Source organism: Pseudonocardia sulfidoxydans NBRC 16205 (genome assembly GCF_007989085.1).
GTDB lineage: Bacteria > Actinomycetota > Actinomycetes > Mycobacteriales > Pseudonocardiaceae > Pseudonocardia > Pseudonocardia sulfidoxydans.
Genome location: NZ_BJVJ01000004.1, coordinates 84,750 through 104,063 on the forward strand (window position 1 = coordinate 84,750; position 19,314 = coordinate 104,063).

Annotated in this window: 16 protein-coding genes and 1 pseudogene; 10 read left to right on the forward strand and 7 right to left on the reverse strand. The window is 70.6% G+C overall.

The window, feature by feature from the left end:
* Positions 1–20: 20 nt before the first annotated feature.
* From fdxA to PSU4_RS31785, 3 genes and pseudogenes are all read right to left on the reverse strand, one after another.
* Positions 21–328 (reverse strand): annotated as a pseudogene (gene fdxA, locus PSU4_RS32150) (ferredoxin).
* Positions 329–342: 14 nt separating this feature from the next.
* The gene (locus tag PSU4_RS03485; protein WP_147102485.1) at positions 343–1,524 is read right to left on the reverse strand and encodes a molybdopterin molybdotransferase MoeA; all 1,182 of its coding nucleotides are present in this window, start codon (positions 1,522–1,524) and stop codon (positions 343–345) included.
* A 36-nt stretch (positions 1,525–1,560) separates the two neighbouring features.
* On the reverse strand, positions 1,561–2,070 hold the full coding sequence (locus tag PSU4_RS31785; protein WP_222596153.1) for a nitroreductase family protein: 510 nt from the start codon (positions 2,068–2,070) through the stop codon (positions 1,561–1,563).
* Positions 2,071–2,232: 162 nt separating this feature from the next.
* Here PSU4_RS31785 and PSU4_RS32715 point away from each other — a divergent pair, with 162 nt between their 5' ends.
* Complete coding sequence (locus PSU4_RS32715; protein WP_281290655.1) at positions 2,233–2,568, forward strand: NmrA family NAD(P)-binding protein; 336 nt, start codon at positions 2,233–2,235, stop codon at positions 2,566–2,568.
* 55 nt (positions 2,569–2,623) lie between these two features.
* Here PSU4_RS32715 and PSU4_RS03505 read toward each other — a convergent pair whose 3' ends face one another.
* The gene (locus PSU4_RS03505) at positions 2,624–3,034 is read right to left on the reverse strand and encodes a DUF6841 family protein (RefSeq protein WP_147102487.1); all 411 of its coding nucleotides are present in this window, start codon (positions 3,032–3,034) and stop codon (positions 2,624–2,626) included.
* The gene (locus tag PSU4_RS03510) at positions 3,031–4,833 is read right to left on the reverse strand and encodes a flavin-containing monooxygenase (RefSeq protein WP_147102488.1); all 1,803 of its coding nucleotides are present in this window, start codon (positions 4,831–4,833) and stop codon (positions 3,031–3,033) included. Before PSU4_RS03510 ends, PSU4_RS03505 begins: the two co-directional genes overlap by 4 nt.
* Before the next feature lie 170 nt (positions 4,834–5,003).
* Here PSU4_RS03510 and PSU4_RS03515 point away from each other — a divergent pair, with 170 nt between their 5' ends.
* The gene (locus PSU4_RS03515; RefSeq protein ID WP_147102489.1) at positions 5,004–5,666 is read left to right on the forward strand and encodes a substrate-binding domain-containing protein; all 663 of its coding nucleotides are present in this window, start codon (positions 5,004–5,006) and stop codon (positions 5,664–5,666) included.
* A gap of 459 nt (positions 5,667–6,125) precedes the next feature.
* Here PSU4_RS03515 and PSU4_RS03520 read toward each other — a convergent pair whose 3' ends face one another.
* Positions 6,126–6,737 (reverse strand): TetR/AcrR family transcriptional regulator, encoded by a 612-nt coding sequence (locus PSU4_RS03520; RefSeq protein ID WP_147102490.1) that lies wholly within the window; start codon positions 6,735–6,737, stop codon positions 6,126–6,128.
* A 139-nt stretch (positions 6,738–6,876) separates the two neighbouring features.
* Here PSU4_RS03520 and PSU4_RS03525 point away from each other — a divergent pair, with 139 nt between their 5' ends.
* Genes PSU4_RS03525 through PSU4_RS03535 form a run of 3 tightly spaced genes read left to right on the forward strand, consistent with a single transcriptional unit; the run spans position 6,877 to position 11,622 of the window.
* Positions 6,877–8,232, forward strand: coding sequence for a hypothetical protein (locus PSU4_RS03525; protein WP_147102491.1), 1,356 nt, complete (start codon positions 6,877–6,879; stop codon positions 8,230–8,232).
* Positions 8,233–8,243: 11 nt separating this feature from the next.
* The gene (locus PSU4_RS03530; RefSeq protein ID WP_147102492.1) at positions 8,244–10,445 is read left to right on the forward strand and encodes a molybdopterin-containing oxidoreductase family protein; all 2,202 of its coding nucleotides are present in this window, start codon (positions 8,244–8,246) and stop codon (positions 10,443–10,445) included.
* Positions 10,435–11,622, forward strand: a complete 1,188-nt coding sequence (locus PSU4_RS03535) for an epoxide hydrolase family protein (RefSeq protein ID WP_222596154.1) — start codon at positions 10,435–10,437, stop codon at positions 11,620–11,622. Before PSU4_RS03530 ends, PSU4_RS03535 begins: the two co-directional genes overlap by 11 nt.
* 590 nt (positions 11,623–12,212) lie before the next feature.
* On the opposite strand, the gene PSU4_RS31115 is transcribed toward PSU4_RS03535, so the two are convergent.
* Positions 12,213–12,401 (reverse strand): hypothetical protein, encoded by a 189-nt coding sequence (locus PSU4_RS31115; RefSeq protein ID WP_186816719.1) that lies wholly within the window; start codon positions 12,399–12,401, stop codon positions 12,213–12,215.
* A 1-nt stretch (position 12,402) separates the two neighbouring features.
* Here PSU4_RS31115 and PSU4_RS03540 point away from each other — a divergent pair, with 1 nt between their 5' ends.
* From PSU4_RS03540 to PSU4_RS03560, 5 genes are read left to right on the forward strand one after another with little or no spacing between them, the layout of a single operon-like run.
* Positions 12,403–13,491, forward strand: a complete 1,089-nt coding sequence (locus PSU4_RS03540) for an ABC transporter substrate-binding protein (RefSeq protein ID WP_186816720.1) — start codon at positions 12,403–12,405, stop codon at positions 13,489–13,491.
* Positions 13,492–13,505: 14 nt separating this feature from the next.
* Positions 13,506–16,322, forward strand: a complete 2,817-nt coding sequence (locus tag PSU4_RS03545) for an ABC transporter permease subunit (protein WP_147102494.1) — start codon at positions 13,506–13,508, stop codon at positions 16,320–16,322.
* 1 nt (position 16,323) lies between these two features.
* Positions 16,324–17,073, forward strand: coding sequence for an ABC transporter ATP-binding protein (locus tag PSU4_RS03550; protein ID WP_147102495.1), 750 nt, complete (start codon positions 16,324–16,326; stop codon positions 17,071–17,073).
* Positions 17,070–17,987 carry a TIGR03619 family F420-dependent LLM class oxidoreductase gene (locus PSU4_RS03555; protein WP_147102496.1) on the forward strand — a complete coding sequence of 306 codons (918 nt, stop codon included), beginning with the start codon at positions 17,070–17,072 and terminating at the stop codon, positions 17,985–17,987. Before PSU4_RS03550 ends, PSU4_RS03555 begins: the two co-directional genes overlap by 4 nt.
* Positions 17,984–19,246: an acyl-CoA dehydrogenase family protein gene (locus PSU4_RS03560; protein WP_147102497.1), complete on the forward strand. Its 1,263-nt coding sequence runs from the start codon at positions 17,984–17,986 to the stop codon at positions 19,244–19,246. The genes PSU4_RS03555 and PSU4_RS03560 overlap by 4 nt, the downstream gene beginning before the upstream one ends.
* Positions 19,247–19,314 lie beyond the last annotated feature (68 nt).

Here is a 19,314-nt window from a genome sequence, read left to right on the forward strand (position 1 = left end):
CGCCGGCGGATGCCCGCCCGTCAGGCTTCCCCACCCGCAGGACCGCAGTCGTAGCTCTGCCTGCCGACGCTCGCAGCACCGCCGGGGCTGCTGAGCCGGGCGACGAACTCGGTCGCGCCGCGGCGAAGGGCGCAATGGCAGCCGGGAGGTCGTCCACGTAGTAGATCGCCTCGACCGGGCAGACCGGCTCGCACGCTCCACGGTCGACACACTCGTCGGCGTTGATGTACATCCGGCTCGCCCCCTCGTAGATGCAGCCGATGGGGCACTCGTCGACGCAGGCGCGGTCGAGGACGTCGGTTCAGGCCTCGGTCACCACATAGGTCATGGCAGGCGGGTGGGTCAGAGGGCCAGGATCGTCGTGCCCCCGGGCTCCGCGTCGACGACGGCGAGGACGTCGGCGCGCGCCACGCCGCGCAGATCGGAGGGCTGGTGCCCGGGGACCACCGCCAGCCGGTCACCGTCCCACGCGGCGGGGACGAGCAGGGTGTGGCCCGCCACCGCCTGCGGTGTCCCGGACACCGGCACCCGCCGCAGGGGCGGGAGCGGGCGTCCGGCGAGCCCGGCGAGCAGCGGTGCGAGCAGGGTGTGCACGGCGACGATCGCCGCGTACGGGTTTCCGGGCAGCCCGATGAGCCAGCGGCCGGGAGTCAGGGCGGCGAGCAGCTGGGGATGCCCCGGCCGGCAGGCGACGCCGTCGACCACCGTGCGCGCGCCGACCTGTCGCAGCAGGCGGTGCAGGTGGTCGGTCACGCCCACGGAGGTTGATCCGGTCACGAGGACGATCTCGGTCGTTGCGCCGCCGCGGACGGCGTCCGCCAGCCCGTCGATCGAGTCCCGGACGTGCGCGGCCTCGACGAGCTCGCCACCCAGGGCCGCGACCAGCGGCGGCAGCGTGGGGCCGAGGGCGTCGCGTACCCGGCCGGCTCCGCCCGGTCCGGCCGTGACGAGCTCGTCGCCCGTCACGAGCAGCCGGACCCGTGGTCGCGGGCGGACCGTGAGCCGGTCATGGCCCGCGGCTGCGGCCAGCCCGAGCATCGCTGGCCGGACCGACGAGCCCGCGGCGGCGAGGATCTCGCCCGCCGGCGAGTTCTCGCCCGTCCGGCGGATGTGCCGGCCGGGGGCCGGCATGGCGCCGTCGGCACCCGCGACCTCGTCGCTGCGCCGGACGGTGTCCTCGACCGGGAGCACGGCCAGCGCTCCCGCGGGCACCGGGGCACCGGTGGAGATGGCCACCGCCTCGCCGGCCCGCAGGCTCCCGGCCCGGACCTCGCCCACCACCGTCCACGGGCCCTCGCCGGCCACGGCGTAGCCGTCCATCGCCGCGGTGTCGAACGCAGGTTGCGGGACCAGCCCGACCAGGTCCTCGGCCAGGACGAGCCCGGCCGCATCGGCCAGCTCGACCGGTCGTCCGGGCAGGGGCCGGCCCTCGGCGTGGGCCCGTCGGCGGGCGGAGTGCCAGTCCACCGTCCGCCCGGATCGGGTGGCTCGGGCGTGCTGTTCGTGGGCTCGCGTGGTGGACATCGGGGGTCCTTCCGTGCCGGAGGTCGGGCGGACGTCCTAAGGGCTGCCCCAGCGGTCGCGGAAGATCACCTCGGAGACCGGCTTGCGCGCCACCGGGCCGTAGCGCCCCTCGGGGTACCCAACCGGGACGACCGCGCCGATCTCGACGGCGTCGGGTATCCCGAAGTGCTCCCGGACCGCCGGTTCGTCCCACAGGTGGGCCACTGCTGTGCAGTTCGTGCGCTCGGAGAACTTCTCCGCCACGCCCTCGGCGTCCAGCAGGGGCGTGCGCCCGGCTGCCCGGGTCCATGCCTCGGACCGCTCCTTGGGAAGGTCGGCGACCGCGACGTCCGCGCCGAGACCGGCCAGCCGGTTGACGCACGCCTGGTCGAGGTTGACTCCCGCGCCGCCGGTCACGACGGCCTTCTTGCCGCTGAGGTCCATCAGGTCGGTGACGCGCTTGTCGATGCTGTCGAGGGGAGTGCGCTCCTCGTCCCACCAGTAGGCGGGGTCGGTGCCCTCGTCGACGTTCTTCTGGAGCACGTTCAACAGGAAGTTCTCGCGCATTCCGGCCTCCGTTGGCGAAGTGGCGTCCGCAGCGAGTGTGCGGAGCCCCGGGCGAGGCGGATGACGCGGTGGACGATACTCATTTGAGGACAATGAGGTCAATTTAGGATCCTAAGTCGCCGAAAAATTGGCGGGCGTGCAGCAGGTCGTCCACATCTCGACCTGGACGTCCCGCAGCCCTTCGTCGCGGTCTCCGACATCGCCGCCGCCGCGGCGGCCGCCTTCGCGGACCCGGCGTACTTCCACACCGTCGAGCTGGAGCTCGCGGGAGAGGTCCGCTCCCTCCGCGACGTGGCGGAGATCCTCTCGGCAGCGTGGGGCAGGACGATCACGCTCTCGGCCCCGCCGGCGACCACCGACGACGGGCTCCCGGCCCCGTTCGTCGTCTCCCAGACCTATCTCAGCGCCCGGCCCGCCCCGGCACGCCCGGAGTACGCGAAGGCCTTCGGCCTGCCGGTCACGACGGTCGAGGTGTGGGCGCGCGTCACGAGGCCGTAGCCGCGGGCCGGCGTGGCCGGACGGGTGGGCTCGTCGGGCCACGCCGTGACCCCCGCTACGGAGCTCCGCGGACGGACAGCAGCGTGGCGATCCGCCAGCCGGTGTCGTCCGGGCGGACGAGGGTGTAGAGGACGTCGAACTCCTGGTAAGCCGATCCGGCCCGGTCGTGGCGTGTCCCCCGCGCCCGGGCCAGCGCGGCGGTCCGGTCGAGCACGGTGACCTCCAGGGACGCCATCCGGGAGCTCCCATAACCGCCGGCACGCAACCTCTCGAAGGTGGTTTCGAGCATCTGCCGGACGTCGTCGGACGTGGGGAGGACCGCGGGCCGCCCGTCCGCCAGGCGGAGCAGCGGCGCGGTGAAGTGCTCGGCGGTGGCTGCCGCGTCGCCGCGCTGGAAGCACGCGAAGTAGTCCGCGTACGCGGCACGGACCGCCTGCTCGACGGGGGTCGGGTCCGGCAGGCTCACTCGAACTCGAGTCCCACGTACTCACCCGTGGCCCGCCAGTCCTCGAGCAGCTTGCTGAACGGCAGGATTCCCCGCGCGTACGGCCCGTTGCGCCGGAAGAGGTTCACGTTGGGCTGGCCCTCGTTGTTGTAGTACGAGGGCGTGCACGACTCGAGGAAGTCCGCCGAGGCGGTCGACGAGTTGATGACGGTCTGCACCCACTCGTCCTCGGCGGCCTCGGTGACGTCGACCGTGGTGGCGTTGCGGGCGCGCGCCTCGGCGATGATCGTCGAGATGTGCGTGGCCATCTCGCCCAGCGGGTGGGCCTGGTTGGACGCGATGCCGGTCTGGAAGTACGACACGATGAAGAAGTTCGGGAAGTTCCGGGTCTGGGCGCCGTACAGCGTCGAGATCCCGTCCTTCCACTTGTCGCTGAGCGCCTGGCCGCTGCGGCCGTGGACGTCGTAGCCGAGCCGGCTCTTGAGGTCCTGCCGGATGCTGGCGAAGCCGGTCGCGTAGACCAGGGTGTCGATCGCGTACTCGGTGCCGTCGACGACGATGCCGTTCGCGGTGACGCGCTCGGGGCCCTTGCCGTGCGTGTCGACGAGGGTGACGTTCGGGCGGTTGAACGCCTGCAGGTACTCGTCGTGGAAGCACGGCCGCTTGCACAGGAACCGGTAGTAGGGGCGCAGCGCCTCGGCCGTCACCGGGTCCTCGACGATCTCGCCGACCCGGGCGCGGATGGTCTCCATGTGGGTGTAGTCGGCCAGCTCCATCGCCGCGGCCTGCGACTCGGTGACCGGCCGCGTCCTGCGCAGGTTGTGGAAGACCCGGGTCCAGGCGTCGTCGACCAGGTCGACCTCGGTGTCCTCCCCGGCGATGCACGCGGAGAAGTTCACGACGCGCTCGCGCTGCCAGCCGGGCTTCAGGGAGGCGGCCCACTCGGGATCGGTGGGGTGGTTCTCCCGGACGTCGACGATCGCCGGCGTCCGCTGGAACACGAACACGTGCTCGGCGTCCTTCGCCAGCATCGGTACGCACTGGACGGCGGTGGCGCCGCTGCCGATGACCCCGACGACCTTGTCCCGCAGCTTGTCGAGGTTCCCGTAGCTGTCGCCGCCGGTGTAGTCGTAGTCCCAGCGGGAGGTGTGGAACGACTTGCCGGTGAAGTCCTCGATGCCCGGGATGCCGGGCAGCTTGGGGTGCAGGAACGTCCCGAACGTCATGCAGACGTACTTCGACCGGAACGAGTCGCCGCGGTCGGTCGAGACGGTCCAGAGGGCGTCCTCCTCGTCCCACCGCACGTCGGTGACGCGGGTCTGCAGCAGCGCGTCGCGGTAGAGGTCGAAGTGTCGCGCGAACATCTGGCAGTACGCGAAGATCTCCGCGCCCTTCGCGTACTTCTCGGTCGGCATGTAGCCGACCTCTTCGAGCAGCGGCAGGTAGATGTAGGACTCGACATCGCATGCGATGCCCGGGTAGCGGTTCCAGTACCAGGTCCCGCCGAAGTCCCCGCCCGTCTCCACGACGCGCAGCTTCTCGATCCCGGCCTGGCGCAGCCGGGCGCCGAGCAGCAGCCCGGCGAAGCCGCCGCCGATCACGGTGGTCTCCACCACGTCGGACACGGGCTCGCGCTCGACGCGGGGTGTGTACGGATCCTTGATGTACTCGGCGAGCTCCCCGTCGCGTGAGATCAGCCGGTACTGGTTCGGCCCGTCGGCCCGGATCCGCTTGTCGCGCTCCTGCTTGTACTTGCTGCGGACGGCGTCGACGTCGTAGCCCTCCGCCGTCCACACCGCGTCGGCGTTGATCTCCGCCATTCCGTCTCCTCTGAACAGGCTCTCGGCCGCGTGCGTCGATCCGTGCCGGCTGGACAGCGCGAAGCGAACTGCCACGATAGGATACAGCTGTAGATAGCTTGGATCCAAGCATATCGTTGGATCGGATCGAGCCGGCCTGATCACCGGAGGGCCTCGACCTGGACACGCTGTTGCAGCGGTTCCTCGCGCATCGCGTCGACGGGCTCTTCTACCGGCAGGCCCGGCCGTCGAAGACGCTCGCCTGGTACGAGCGGTCGAACATTCCGGTGATCGCGGTGGGATTCCGCGACCCGGAGTGCGCCCAGCTGCCCTTCGTCACGGTGGACGGCGCGCCGGCGTTCGCCGCGGCCTGCCGTGACCTCGAGGCGCAGGGACACCGGGACTTCGCCGAGATCGTGGTCGACAGGGCGGACCCGCTCTACGCGCTCTACCCGCGCATGCGCGGCGTGCGGTGGCACGAGATCCGGATCGGGCACGGCGAACAGGACCTGCGTGCGGCCGTCGAGGAGCACCTGACGGGCAGTGCCGCACCCACGGCGGTCTTCGCCGCGCCGCCGACGTCGACGGCGCTCCTGTCGATCGCAGGCGAGCTGGGCCTCACGGTCCCGGAGGACCTGTCGCTCGTGTCGTACTTCGACCTGGAAGACGCGTCGCTGTTCCGGACGCCGCTCAGCGCCATCCGCACGGACTACGACAAGCTCGGACACGCGGTGGCCGCGGCCATGCTCGACGCGTTGTCCGGCCGGCAGGTCGGGGACGTCGTGGTCCCGGACTCGGCCCACTTCGTCCCCCGCGCGTCGACCGGTCCGGCGCGCGGGCACCGGGCCGGCTGACCGGGGGAGCGGGGACCTTCACGCCGCGATCGCGGTGAGCGCGGGTACGGGCTGTTGACGAGAACCTGGTCGGCACCGGCGGCGAGGTGGGCGCGGGCCCTGGCCGCGTCGACGACCCGGTCCGCCCCGGCGGCGATCTCCTCGGCCGGGTAGCCCAGCCGGATCAGGTCGGCGCCGTAGAGGGATCCGGGGAAGCCGAGGGCACCGACGACGAACTGCCCCGCGGTGGCGCGACGGTCCGGCATCCCCCACGACCTCGGCGCGACGACGAGCAGCTCGTGCGGGCCCGACGTGGCGCGCACCTTGGCGGTGTACTCGACCAGGCTCAGGATCTGCTGCGGCATCGGGACCACTCCGTGCCGGTCGTCGGCACACTGGCGCCGATCGGTCCGAGTTCGGCCCGGGCGGCCCCCATCGTCTGCGGCATGGTGGTCCCCTCTCCTCCGGCAGGACCGGTGGTCATGCGTCTCCTCCGGGTCCGGCGGCCGGGGTCCGCGGCTTCGCGGCCGCCGACGGTCCGAACGCGGCGAGGAACCGGTCCACGATGGAGTCGGCGATCCGGTCGTCGATGGGCATCAGGCCGGCCAGGAAGGCGATCATCAGCGGTCCCTGGAGGTGGGCGATGGCCTCGTCGACGTCGATCCCGCTCTCGACGATCCCCTCCGCGGCGGCCCGCTGGACGAGCTCGGCGAGCACGCGGTTGTGCTGCCAGTCCATGCGCTCGTTGATGGCCCTGATCTCGGCCTCGTGCCGGCTGAGCATGATGAACGCCGGCAGCAACCGTGACCATTCGGTGTCGCGCAGGGAGTTCACCGAATAGCGCATGACGACGCGGAGAGAGGTCTCGACATCGGCGTCCGGCTCGGGCTCGGGAAGCCGGGGAACCGACGCCTCGATGACCGTGGCCAGGAGGTCGTCGCGCGACTTCCAATGGCGGTAGATGGTCGTCTTCGCGACACGGGAGCGCAGGACGACGGCGTCCATCGTGAGGGCACCGGGTCCTCCTTCGACGACGAGGTCCGTGGCGGCCCGCATGACGGCCGACCGCGTGCGCTCCACACGGGGGTCCATGGTCGAGACGGTAGCCGGTGGCCGCGGGCTGCCCCGGTGAGCGGCTCGGGCCTTGACAGGTCGGTCGAACGCTACGCTACCGTAGCGTATCGTTAGTCCGCCGCACCGGGCGGCCCGTCGCGATACAGGGTGGTAGTCGATGACAGCAGTGGTAGGGACCAGGTCGTTGGGGGACACCCCCGAGGCGGTGACGTCGTCGCTGCAGGAGCTCTGGGACGAGCGCGGCGCGGCCGTGGGTCGGACGTTCACGGTCACGCCGTGCCCGTACTCGGCCGAGGAGATCGCCGCGCTCGAGGAGGACGGCCGTCGGCTCGCCTACCTGCCCCCTGAGGTGGCCACCCAGGCGGGCCGGCACTGGCTCGGCAAGATCTGGCCGTTGATGGAGTGCTTCAGCGTCCTCGAGGACAACGTCGTCAGCAATGTCATCAACCCGTCGGGCTGGTTCGACTACGAGTCCCAGATCGATGCGCCGAACGTCAACCTCGACCAGGCCGGGCTGCTCGCCGAGGTCGAGCGCCAGGGTCGCACGCTGCTCACCGTCAACCAGTGGATCGTGGCGGCGCAGGACTCGCGCGTGCTGACCGGCAAGTACCTCGACGAGACCCGGTCCTGGGTTCGCGTCAACTCCGGCATCGACCCGGGCCGGATTCTGGCGGTGCACATCGACGGCCCGAACATGGCGGTCGACCTGACCGATGAGGACGCGGTCGACGGCTCGATGATGATGGCCTACGACCTCAGTCCCCACGACGCCGTCGTGGGCTGCGGTGGTCGCACCTCGAGCGTGCCGCCGGAACGCCAGAACCTCGTCGAGGAGCCGGCCGAGCGCGTGGCGCGCTGGACGATGACCCCGCACTTCGCCACGCTCGACCTCGGCAGGGAGTGGCAGCGCCAGGTCGACAAGTACCTGGAGCTCGGCTTCCACACCGCGATGCACTTCACCGAGGAGCAGTACGTCCGCACGCTGCCGAAGTTCGAGCGGCAGCCGAAGGAGTACCGCGGCCGGTTCGACATGCCGATGTTGGTCGACCCCCGACTGTTCTGGCGCAACCAGTGCGTCCTCGGTGGCGTCCGCGTCCCGCACTTCGATTACTGCACCGAGCCGATCCCGGCCGACGAGCGCTTCCGTGTCCCGGCCCGTCCCTACGCCGCCTGGTTCGGGGCGTGGGACCAGCGCTTCCCCGAGCGTATCGCGCCGCCGGACGCGCGCGACCAGCTCGCCGAGGACGAGATCGGCGGCAACTCGTGGGAGATGGCGGCCGTCGAGATCCTCTGGCCCGAGTACGATCTGCGCGGTCAGTACTGGGACATCATCGGCTACGTGGTGCACGATGCCAAGATCAAGAACATCCCGGACACCGACTACGAGCGCACGCTCTCCTGCTACCACTACCGCCGCTCGGCGGAGATCCACCCGAACCTCCACCAGCGGGCCTTCGAGGTGTTCCGCCCGCTCGTGCGCGGTAGCAAGATCGTCACCTCTCCCAACTCCTGAGGGCTGATCTCGTGGAGACCAAAGTCTCGTACTGCCGGACCTGCGGTGCCAACTGCGGCATGCTGGTCGATGTCGAGGACGACAAGATCGTCCGCATCAAGGCGAACGCGGCGAACACCTCGTCGGCCGGTTACACCTGCGTGAAGGGCCGCAACGCGGTCGCGGGGCACAACAGCTCCGATCGCATCCTGCGCCACCTCCGCCGGAGACGGGACGGCGGTTTCGACGAGATCGGTCTGGAGACGGCGGTCTCGGAGATCGCCGACCGGCTCGGGTCCATCATGACCGAGACGGGGCCCGAGTCGGTCGGCATCTACTGGGGCACCTATGCCTGGATGGCGTCGGCGACCATACCGGTGGCCAAGGCGTGGTGGCGGGCCATCGGGTCGCACAAGTCGTTCTCGCCCATCACGATCGACCAGGCGTCCAAGACGATCTCGTGGGAGCGGACCGGCTTCTACACGGGCGGCTTCCAGCGGGTCGAGGACGCCGACGTCTGGTTGGAGATCGGCGGGAACCAGCTCATCTCGATGCAGAGCGTCGGCTGGTCCAACACGAACCCGTTCGTGACGCTGAAGGAACACAAGAAACGCGGGCTCAGGCTCATCGTCGTCGACCCGCGCCGCACCGAGCTGGCCAAGGCGGCCGATCTCCACCTGCGGCCGCGCCCGGGCACGGACGCCGTGCTGCTCACCGCCATCCTCAACGTCATCTTCGACAAGGGCCTCGACCGGCCGGAGTTCTACGGCCGGTACGCGGACAACGTCGGGGCCCTCAAGGACTACGTCCGGGGGACGACGCCGGCGATGGCCGCGGAGTTCTGCGACGTCCCGGAGGAGGACATCGTCGCCGCCGCGGTGATGTTCGGCGAGGGCAAGGTCGGCGCGGCCAACGGCCACACCGGCACCGACATGGGGCCCGGCGGGAACCCGTGCGAGCAGCTGATCCTCTCCCTCAACATCGTCTGCGGCCGCTTCGTCCAGGAGGGCGAGCAGGTGCAGAGCGATGCGATCGTGGGCGACTCCCCGCCGCGGCACGCCCAGGTCATTCCGCCGTCGCGGCACTGGGACAAGGGCTGGCGCAACCGTTTCGGGTACGGCCTGATGCCGAGCCCGTTCTCGGGTTTCGGGGAGGTCCCGTGCGGGCTCTACGCCGACGAGATTCTGGAGCCGGGGGAGGACCGCGTGCGGGCGATGTTCTCGATCGGCGGCAACCCGGTCAACGCCATCCCGGATCTGCCGCGCCAGATCGAGGCGGCCAAGGCGCTGGACCTGCTCGTCAACATCGACCCGTACATGACCGAGACCTCGCGGCTCTCGGACTACATCATCGCGCCGACGATGATGTACGAACGGCCCGACTTCAACGTCATCTTCGGCCCGTTCGGCATCTACACGCCGCCCCTGGTCCCGCCGCCGGGTGACACCGTCGAGGAGTGGAAGTTCTTCTGGCTCCTCGGCCAGGCGATGGGGCTCGACATGGAGCTCGGCGTGCCGAACGACGCCGGTTTCGGTTGCTTCGGGTACGTCCCCCCGGGCAGGCCGGTGAAGCTGACGGGCCCGTTGCCGTCGAGCGACGAGGTGCTCGCGATGGTGGCCAACGACGACGCGCTGCTCGAGGAGCTCAAGAAGCACCCGAACGGCCTTGCGGCGCCGAGGCGGTCGGTCACCGTGCAGGGTCCGGTCCCCGGCATGGAGGACAACCGTCTGGACCTCTTCCCGCCGGAGTTCCCACAGGAGATGGAGACGCTCAGGTCCATCCTGCAGGACTCCGAGCGCCGCCACTACCGACTGATCGTGCGGCGGGCCAAGGAGCTGTTCAACAACCAGGGTCGGAACCTGCCCGAGATCACCAAGGGGAAGACCAACCCGCTGTACATCCACCCCGACGATCTCGCGTCGCACGGGCTCGCGTCGGGCGACCGGGTGACCGTCACCAGCGACCACGGCACCATCGCCGTGGTGGCGAAGGCTGATGACACCATGCGCCAGGGCGTCGTCGCGCTGACCCACGGTTGGGGCGGCCTCGCCGAGGACGACCCTTTCGCCCCGGGCGTCGGGGCGAACGTCAACGCCTTGATGAGTACTCGCGGCCCGGTGCAGCAGGTGCTGCACATGCCGATCATGACGGCCCTGCCCGTCGACATCGAGCCGTTCGCGCAGGCCCCGGCCCCGCGAACGGACCCGGCCCGAAGGATGAGCGATGGCGACTGAACACGACGGGCGGTCCGCGGTGCGGGCGGTGCCGTTCGAGATCCACGTCCCGGACGCGGAGCTCGACGACCTCGCCGCGCGGCTGCGGGCCACCCGATGGGCGCCGGAGGCGGGCAACGAGGACTGGAAGTACGGCGCGACGGGGGAGTTCCTGCGCGAGCTCGTCGACGGCTGGCTCGCCTTCGACTGGCGCGCCCAGGAGAAGAAGATCAACGAGCTGCCGCACTTCCGGGCGGACTTCGACGGGACGCCGATCCATTTCGTCCACCAGCGGGGGAAGGGCCCGGCTCCGCTGCCGCTGATCCTCTCGCACGGATGGCCCTGGACCTTCTGGGACTGGTCGGAGGTCGTCGGCCCGCTCACCGACCCCGCCGCGTACGGCGGCGACCCGGCGGACGCCTTCGACGTCGTCGTCCCGTCGATGCCCGGGTTCGCCTTCTCGAGCCCGCTGACGGAGAAGCCGGTCACGGTCCGCTGGATCGCGGAGTTGTGGGACCAGCTGATGACCGACGTGCTGGGCTACCCACGCTACGGCGCCGTCGGCGGCGACTGGGGCGAGGTGGTCACGACCGAGCTCGACCGCGTGGCCAGGGACCATCTCGCGGGGCTCTACCTGTCGACCGCTCCGACGACGCTCATCGGCGGGATGCAGACGCTCAAGCCCGAGGAGTACGCCCCGGACGAGGCCGGCTGGTTCGACCACACCCAGCAGATGATGAGGACGATCCTGAGCCACGGGCACGTGCACATCCTCGACCCGCAGACGCTGGCGTGGGCACTCAACGACTCGCCGGTCGGCCTCGCGGCGTGGCTGATGGAGCGCCGGCGCGCCTGGAGCGACTGCAGCGGTGACCTGAGCTCGACGTACTCCACGGAGTTCCTGCTCACGACCATCAGCCTGTACTGGTTCACGCACAGCTTCGGCTCCTCGGTCCGTGTCTACGCCGACGCCACCGCGGCGATCGCGGACGGCACGGAGCACGTCGAGACGCCGGTCGGCGTCGGCGTGTTCCCGGCGGACGTGTTCCTCGTTCCGCGCGAGAGGGTCGCCGCGGCGGCGAACCTGCAGCACTGGTCGGTCCAGCCGAAGGGCGGGCACTTCGCCCCGGCCGAGCAGCCGCAGGCCGTCGTCGAGGAGCTGCGCACCTTCTTCCGTCCGTTGCGGCTCGGCGGCTGACGTACCCGTAGCAGGGAGTACCGCGATGGGAACGACGGCGACAGTGTAGGGCCGGGACGGTCTCGGTGAGCCATGCGTTCGGCGATCTGTCGGGGAACGGCCGCGACGTCCGGAGCGTGGGTCCCGACACGGGCCGTCCGATCGCGGAGGACGAGGTGTCCGAGCGCTACCCGGGTCGGCCGAGGATGAGCAACATTTCCATCAGAATTGGTTCGGGAACGCATTGTCGAGGACCCCGACGCGGGAATGTCGAGAACGCCCTCCTTCGTGATCGACGACCGGTCTACCGGCTGTCCGATCTTGGCTCGAGGAACAACCTGGGCCCATGCAGCGGCGCGGGTCGTCGGCACTGGTCCTGGGTCCATCGCGCCCGGTGCATCCATGCAGGTCAGATCATCATCGTGAGTATTTCCCGCGGCAACTGCTCCGGCTGACTAGTACATTCTGAGCAATATAGGATCCAGTATTGACGATGTAGTATCCCGCAATTAGGGTCCTCCCCACCGTCAGGAAGTGCCCAGGTCGGCCGCTGCGCAGAGCACCTCACTTCGATCGCGAGCGAATTCGTCGCTCAGCGAGAAACGGATGTGTCAGGTCATGAGAATGAAGTTGAAGTGCATCGCCGTGGTGACGTTGGCCGTGGTCGCCGCCGGATGCGGCACAGGCTCCGACGCCTCCTCCGGATCGAGCGGTCCGGTGGGTTCCGAATCGGCTCGGCCGGCGACCGCCGTCGCCGCCGATCCGTCGAAACCGCCGGTTCTGGTCGGGTTCGAGAACACGATGACCGGCACCTTCGCGTTCCCCGCCTTCGCGGACGGATTCGATGCCGGCGTCAGGTACGTGAACGAGGAGCTCGGCGGTGTCAACGGGAGCCCGCTGACGTCGACCTTGTGTGCCTCCGACGGCACACCGGACGGCGCCGTCAACTGTGGCAACCAGTTCGTGCAGAGCAACGTCGTGCTCTCGATCCTCGGCTTCGACTACGGTGCCGACGGCATCCTGCCGGTGCTCGAGGCCGCGGGCGTCGCCGAGTTCGGGTATCAGGCCATCACACCCGGGATGAACGACGCGGTCGGCCAGGCCTTCTTCGCCTCGCCGTCGACCCAGGAGGCCTACTCCGCCGCCGTCGTCGCGCAGCAGGGTCTCGGGGTGAAGTCGCTGGCCACGGTGCTGCCCGATCTCCCGCCGATGCACGAGTACTTCGACACGGTCGTCGCGCCCGCCGCGCAGACGCTGGGCCTCGGCATCCGGGCCTTCTACTACCCGGCGAGCGGACCGGACTGGGCGAGCTTCGCCTCGTCGGTCGTCGCGACGCAGCCGGACGGCGTGACCCTCTACGTCGGCGACGCGGACGCGCTGGCCGCCGTCCCGGCCTTCCGGGGCACCGGGTTCACCGGCGTGCTCGACGCGTCGACGTCGACGTCGATCATCCCGAAGCTCTCGGCCCAGGACCTCGAGAAGGTCATCTTCGTCAATCCCTTCTTCAACAACCTCTACGCGGACTCGGCGCTGAGCCCCAAGGTGAAGGCGGACCTGGCCGCGTTCGAGCGGCACATCACGCCCGATCCCGCGACGTACACCTTCGCCCAGGCCGGCTTCTTCGATGCCGTGCAGGCAGCGGACATGCTGCGCCAGGTCGCTGACCGGACCGGTGCTCCGCTGACCCCCGAGAGCGTCCTGAAGAACATCGGCAGCACGAAGGGCTCGACGTTCTTCCGCGACGGGACCTACGACTGCACGGCGCCCAGCTGGCCCGCCACGACGTCCTGCACCAGCGGGTTCAACTACGCCGAGGTGGGAGAGGGCAAGAAGCTCACGCCGCTGGCGAACTCCCCGATCAACGTCTCGGCGGTCAAGCCCGTCAACTGACGGAGCGAGGAAACATGACCCCCTATCTGCTGTTCCTCTTCCTCGGGCTGAGTCTCGGCGCGGTGTACGCGTCGATCGCACTGAGCATCACGCTGACGTACCAGGGCTCAGGGGTGATCAACTTTGCCGCGGGCGCCATGGCGACCGTCCCGCTGTACGTCTTCGACGACCTGCGCAACGGCGTGTTCAGCCTTCCCCTCCCGGGCGTGCCCTCCGTCGAGGTCGGGGAGCAGCCGGTGTGGCTGGCCGTCCTGCTGGGCATCGTGGTCGCCGCCGTGCTGGGTCTCCTGGTCGAGCTGCTGATCTCGCGCCCGCTCCGCCGGGCGCCGGTCCTGGCGAAGGTGGTGGCGGCCGTCGGCGTCATGCTGACGATCCAGGCCGCGGTCGCCCTCAAGTTCGGGAGCGACGCACGGTCGATGACGGCGGTGCTGCCCACCGGCTCCGTGTCCGTCGGCGGAATCCAGGTGCCGACCGACCGGCTCTGGTTCGCCGGCATCGTCATCCTCGCCGGGGCGGGGCTCGCGATCTGGCTCCGCCGGTCGCGGGTCGGGCTGGCGGTCCAGGCCGCGGCCGAGAACCAGCGGGCGGCGGAGTTCGCCCGGCTGTCCCCGAACGTGCTCGGCATCGTCACGTGGGTCGTGTCGTCGGTCTTCGTGGCGCTCACGATGATGCTGGCCGGGCCGGCGATCGGCGTGCTGACCCCGGGCAACATGACCCTGCTCGTGGTGCCCGCCCTGGCCGCGGCGCTGATCGGCCGGATGAGCTCGCTGTGGGCGGCGCTCGCGGGCGGCCTCGGCATGGGCGTCCTGGTGGCCGAGCTGCAGTTCCTCTCCCAGACGAAGACCTGGTGGCCGGACTGGGCCAAGCAGGGGCTGACCGACGCGGTGCCGTTCCTCGTGATCGTGGTCGTGCTGTTCGTCGTCGGCCGGTCGATCCCCGTGCGCGGGGACGATGAGCAGCTGAAGCTGCCGGCGGTCCGGCTGCCGAGGAACCGCCCGGTGGTGATCGCGGCCCTCGTGCTCGGCGGGGTCGCGCTCGTGACCCTGACGGACGGCAGCTACCGGTTCGGCGTGATCAACAGCCTGGCGCTCTCGCTGATCGCCCTGTCGCTCGTCGTGCTCACGGGGATGGTCGGGCAGATCTCGCTCGCCCAGGCGGGGCTGGCCGGCGCGGCAGGGCTGGTGGTGTCCAAGCTCGGCACCGCCCTCCCGTTCCCGCTGCCGATGATCATCGGTGCGCTGGTTGCGACCGTGATCGGCGTGCTGATCGGGCTTCCCGCACTGCGGATCCGGGGCGCGCAGCTGGCCGTGGTCACGCTCGCCGCCGCCGTCGTCGTCCAGCAGTTCGTCCTGGGCAACCGCCTGTTCGTGTCGACCGAGAACTCGATCCCGGATCCGGAGCTGTTCGGGCTGGACCTGGGAGTGCGGGAGGGCACCACCATCGCCCGGGTGCCGTTCGGCCTGCTGGTGCTGGTCGTCGTCGCGATCGCGTTCGTCCTGGTCTGCAACGTGATGCGCAGCGGGACGGGCCGCAGGATGCTGGCTGTCCGCTCCAACGAGCGTGCGGCGGCATCGGTCGGCATCAACGTCTCCGGGGTGAAGCTGACGGCGTTCGCGCTGGCGTCGTTCCTGGCCGGACTGGGCGGCTCGCTCATCGGCTACAGCCGGGGCGTGCTCTCCGTGGAGTCCTTCGGCGTGCTCGTGGGACTGTCGATCCTGGCGATCGCCTACATCGGCGGCATCGCGAGCGCGAGCGGCGCGTTCGTCGCGGGGGCGATGGGCGCGGTGGGCATCGTGTTCGTCATCCTGGACCGGAACCTGGACCTCGGGCCGTACTACTCGGTGATCACCGGGGCCGGCCTGATCCTGGCGGTCCTGTTCAACCCGCTCGGCGTCGCCGGTGGGATGCGGGTCGAGTACGACAAGCTCCGGGCGCGGCTGCGCCGCAAGGCGGGCCCCGACGAGACACCGGACGCCGAGCCTGCGCGGACGGATCCGGTCCTGCGCCGGCCCACCTCCCGGACGATCGGCGAGGTCTGCCTGCGCGCGTCCGACATCCGTGTGACCTATGGCGGGGTCACGGCCGTGGACGGCGTCGACATCGAGGTCCGGGCCGGCGAGATCGTCGGACTGATCGGCCCGAACGGCGCCGGCAAGACCAGCTTCATCGACGCGATCTCGGGATTCACCCCGGCCACGGGCACGGTGGAGCTCGGGGGCCGGGACGTCAGCGCGCTGCCGGCCTACCGCCGAGCCCGGCTGGGGCTGGTCCGCACCTGGCAGTCCATGGAGCTGTTCGACGATCTCTCGGTGCTCGGGAACGTCCGCGTCGCCGACGATGTCAGGGACCGGTCGTTCGCCTTCGCCCGTGACCTGTTCCGCCCGTCCCGGACGCCCTCCGGGACGGTCGGCGACGCGATGACGCTGCTCTCGCTGACCGCCTCGGGCGACGGCCGCCCGGAGGAGCTCCCGCTGGGTCGGCAGAAGGTGCTGGGCGTGGCCCGCGCGCTCGCGCTGGAACCCCAGGTCCTGCTGCTCGACGAGCCCGCCGCGGGCCTGGACACGCCCGAGAGCATCGAGTTCGGCAACGACCTGCACCAGATCGCGGCCACGGGCGTGGGGTGCCTGCTCGTGGACCACGACATGCACCTGGTGTTCGGCGTGTGCGACCGGGTGTACGTGATCGAGTTCGGCAGGCCGATCGCGGTCGGCACGCCGGAGGAGATCAGGCGGAACCCGCAGGTGCTCGCCGCCTACCTGGGCGGCGAACACCTCGAGGCGGTCGGGGCGGACGCCCTGGCCCAGGAGCCGACCACGATCGGGGGAGCGTGAGATGACCACCGTGATCGAGGCGCGGGACCTGCACTGCGGCTACGGCACGCTGCCGGTCGTGCGGGGACTGGACCTGACCGTGGGCGCCGGCGAGGTCGTGTGCCTGCTCGGCGCGAACGGCGCCGGGAAGACCACGACCCTGCTCACCATCGCCGGCGCGCTCCCGCAGCTCGGTGGCGACCTGCAGGTGCTGGGCAGCCCGGTGACGAAGGCGCGGCCCTACGCGATCGCCCGCCGGGGGCTGAGCATGGTGCCCGAGGGCCGTGGCCTGTTCTACAAGCTCACCGTGGCCGAGAACCTCCGCCTGCGCCGGCACCGGAGGTCGACGGTCACGATGGCGGAGGTGTTCGAGCAGTTCCCCGCGCTGCCCGCCCTGGCGGACCGCCGCACCGGGCTGCTGTCCGGGGGAGAACAGCAGAGGGTCGCGCTGGCCGGCGCGCTCATCGCCAGTCCGACGGTGATGCTGCTCGACGAGATGTGCCTGGGCCTCGCGCCGATCATCGTGGAGAAGCTGCTGCCGATGGTCCGGCGCATCGCCGAGGAGCACGCGATGGGCGTCCTGCTCGTCGAGCAGCACGTGCTCGCCGCGCTGACGGTCGCCGACCGGGGCTACGTCCTGGCCCACGGCCGGGTCGTCGCCGAGGGCTCGGCGGCCGAGCTGCGCCGCGACGCCGAGAAGCTCGAGGCCGGCTACCTCGGCGAGGACATCGCCGCCGCGCCGGTTCCCCTCGCGAACGGAGGACAGAGATGAAGATCGGGATCCAGAGCTACGTCACGGCCACCAGCATCGACCCGGCGACGCTGGGCCGGGCGATCGAGGACGCGGGGTTCGACTCCTACTGGGCGCCGGACCACGCCGCGATCCCCGTGACGCCCGCGAGCCCGCTGCCGTTGCCGGGCGGGAAGTTCCCGGACATCTACGGGCAGATGGTCGATCCGTTCGTCTCGCTGAGCGTGATGGCGACCGCGACGACCGACCTGCGGCTCGTGACCGGTGTGTGCCTCGTGCCGGAGCGGCACCCGCTGATGCTGGCGAAGCTCGTCAGCAGCCTGGACCTCTTCTCCGGTGGCCGGGTGATCTTCGGCGCGGGCACCGGGTACGTCCCCGAGCTCACCGAGGTGTTCACGCCGCACCACGCCACGCCGTGGAAGCTCACGATCGAGTCCCTCGAGGCGATGAAGGTGCTGTGGGCCGACGGCCGCGGCGGCTTCGCGGGCGAGCTCGTGACGTTCCCGGAGGTCGTTCTCGACCCGATGCCCGTGCAGCGTCCGCACCCACCGATCGTGCTGGGTGCACGGCCCACGCCCGTGGCGGCCAGGCGGGTCGCCACCGTCGCCGACGGGATCTACCTGACGGTGGTCACGCCGGAGGAGGTCGCTGCGGCGCGCGCGGCGGTCACGGCCGAGTGCGAGAGGATCGGGCGCGATCCGGCGGAGATCGAGATCTCGGTCAGCGTGCACGACCCGAGCCCGCAGGTGCAGCGTGCCTTCGCGGACGCCGGCGCGAACCGGCTGGTCGTGATGCTGCACAACCACGACGGCAAACCGCTGCCGATGGAGGACTGGATGGTGCGCCAGACGGAGAACATCCTGGCCCCGGCGCCCACGCCGGAGGAGACGCTCCGCTCGCTGGAGATGGTCCGCGAGCTGGCGGGCCTGACGTGACCGACCTCGACGACACGCCGGCCGCGGGCGTGCGCGGCCGGCCGGCGGCGGAGCTGCAGGGACTCGAGGACGCGATCGTCGAGCGGGTGCGCGAGTGTGTCGCGGCGGACGACTTCGCGGAGCGGGCGCGGGTGGCCGACCGCGACGGTGTGCTGGCGCGCGAGAACCTGCGGCTGATGCAGGAGCTCGGGGTGACGGGCATGCCGATCGATCCCGTCTTCGGGTCCGCGGGTGCCTCGCTCTCCGCCGCCGTGCGGGTCATGGAGGAGCTGTCCTACCGGGACGCCTCGACGGCCCTGGCGATCAACATGCACTGGGGCGGCGCGCGCGGCCTGGCGCAGATGCCGTCCTTCCCGCGGCGGGACGAGGCGTGCGCCGCGATCGCGCGCCACGAGGCCACGATCTGCGGGGGCTTCTCGATCTCGTCCGACGCGCTCGACTCCCGCAGGTCCGGTGTGGTCTGCCGTGACGAGGGAGACGCGTACGTGTTCAACGGCCGCAGCGGCTACGCCTCGATGAGCGAGGCGGCAGGGTACGCGATGCTCGGCGGCGTCCTCGACGGCAGCGACCCGGAGGACCCGACGTACGTCCTGACCGTGGGCCGGATGGGCGAACCCGGGCTGCTCGACCACCGCAACTGGGACGCGATGGGCATGCGCGCCACGGGAAGCAGCGACATCGAGTGCCGGGGCCTGGTGATCGCCAAGGACGACTGCCTCGTCGGCCGGATGCGGACCTTCCAGTTCCGGCGGCCGATCGACACCGTCTACAACACCTTCGGGATCGGGGCGATCTGGGTCGGCCTGTCGCGGGCGGCGTTCGACTTCACGATCGACCACGCCCGGCGCCGGTACGGGTACATGGCCAGCAGCTCGCTGGACTCCGTCGAGCCGTCCTACCGCGCGGACGAACCCTGGGCGCAGGCTGCGATCGGCAACATGGACCACTGGCTGGGCACGGGCCGGGCGCTGTTGCGGGACATGGTCGAGCGGCTCGACGACTACCAGGACGATGCGCTGATGGGCCGCGACCAGGTCAGGACGCTGTACCACCTCCGCCGCATGGCCGAGGAGGTCGCCATGGGCGCGATGAAGACCTGTGGCGCGCACGGATACGTGAAGTCCCGCACGTTGGAACGCATCTTCCGGGACCTGATCGGCGGCGTCGTCATGGCATGGAAGACCGACGACCTCCGGCACAAACTCGGGATCGGCGCGCTGGGGCGTCCGATCATGATCAGTGGGCCGGGCGGTACGTAGGCCCGAAAGAAGCGAACAACGGTGTCCGGTATGGACCCGTCACTTCCTGAAATCGACGCTGGTGAGGA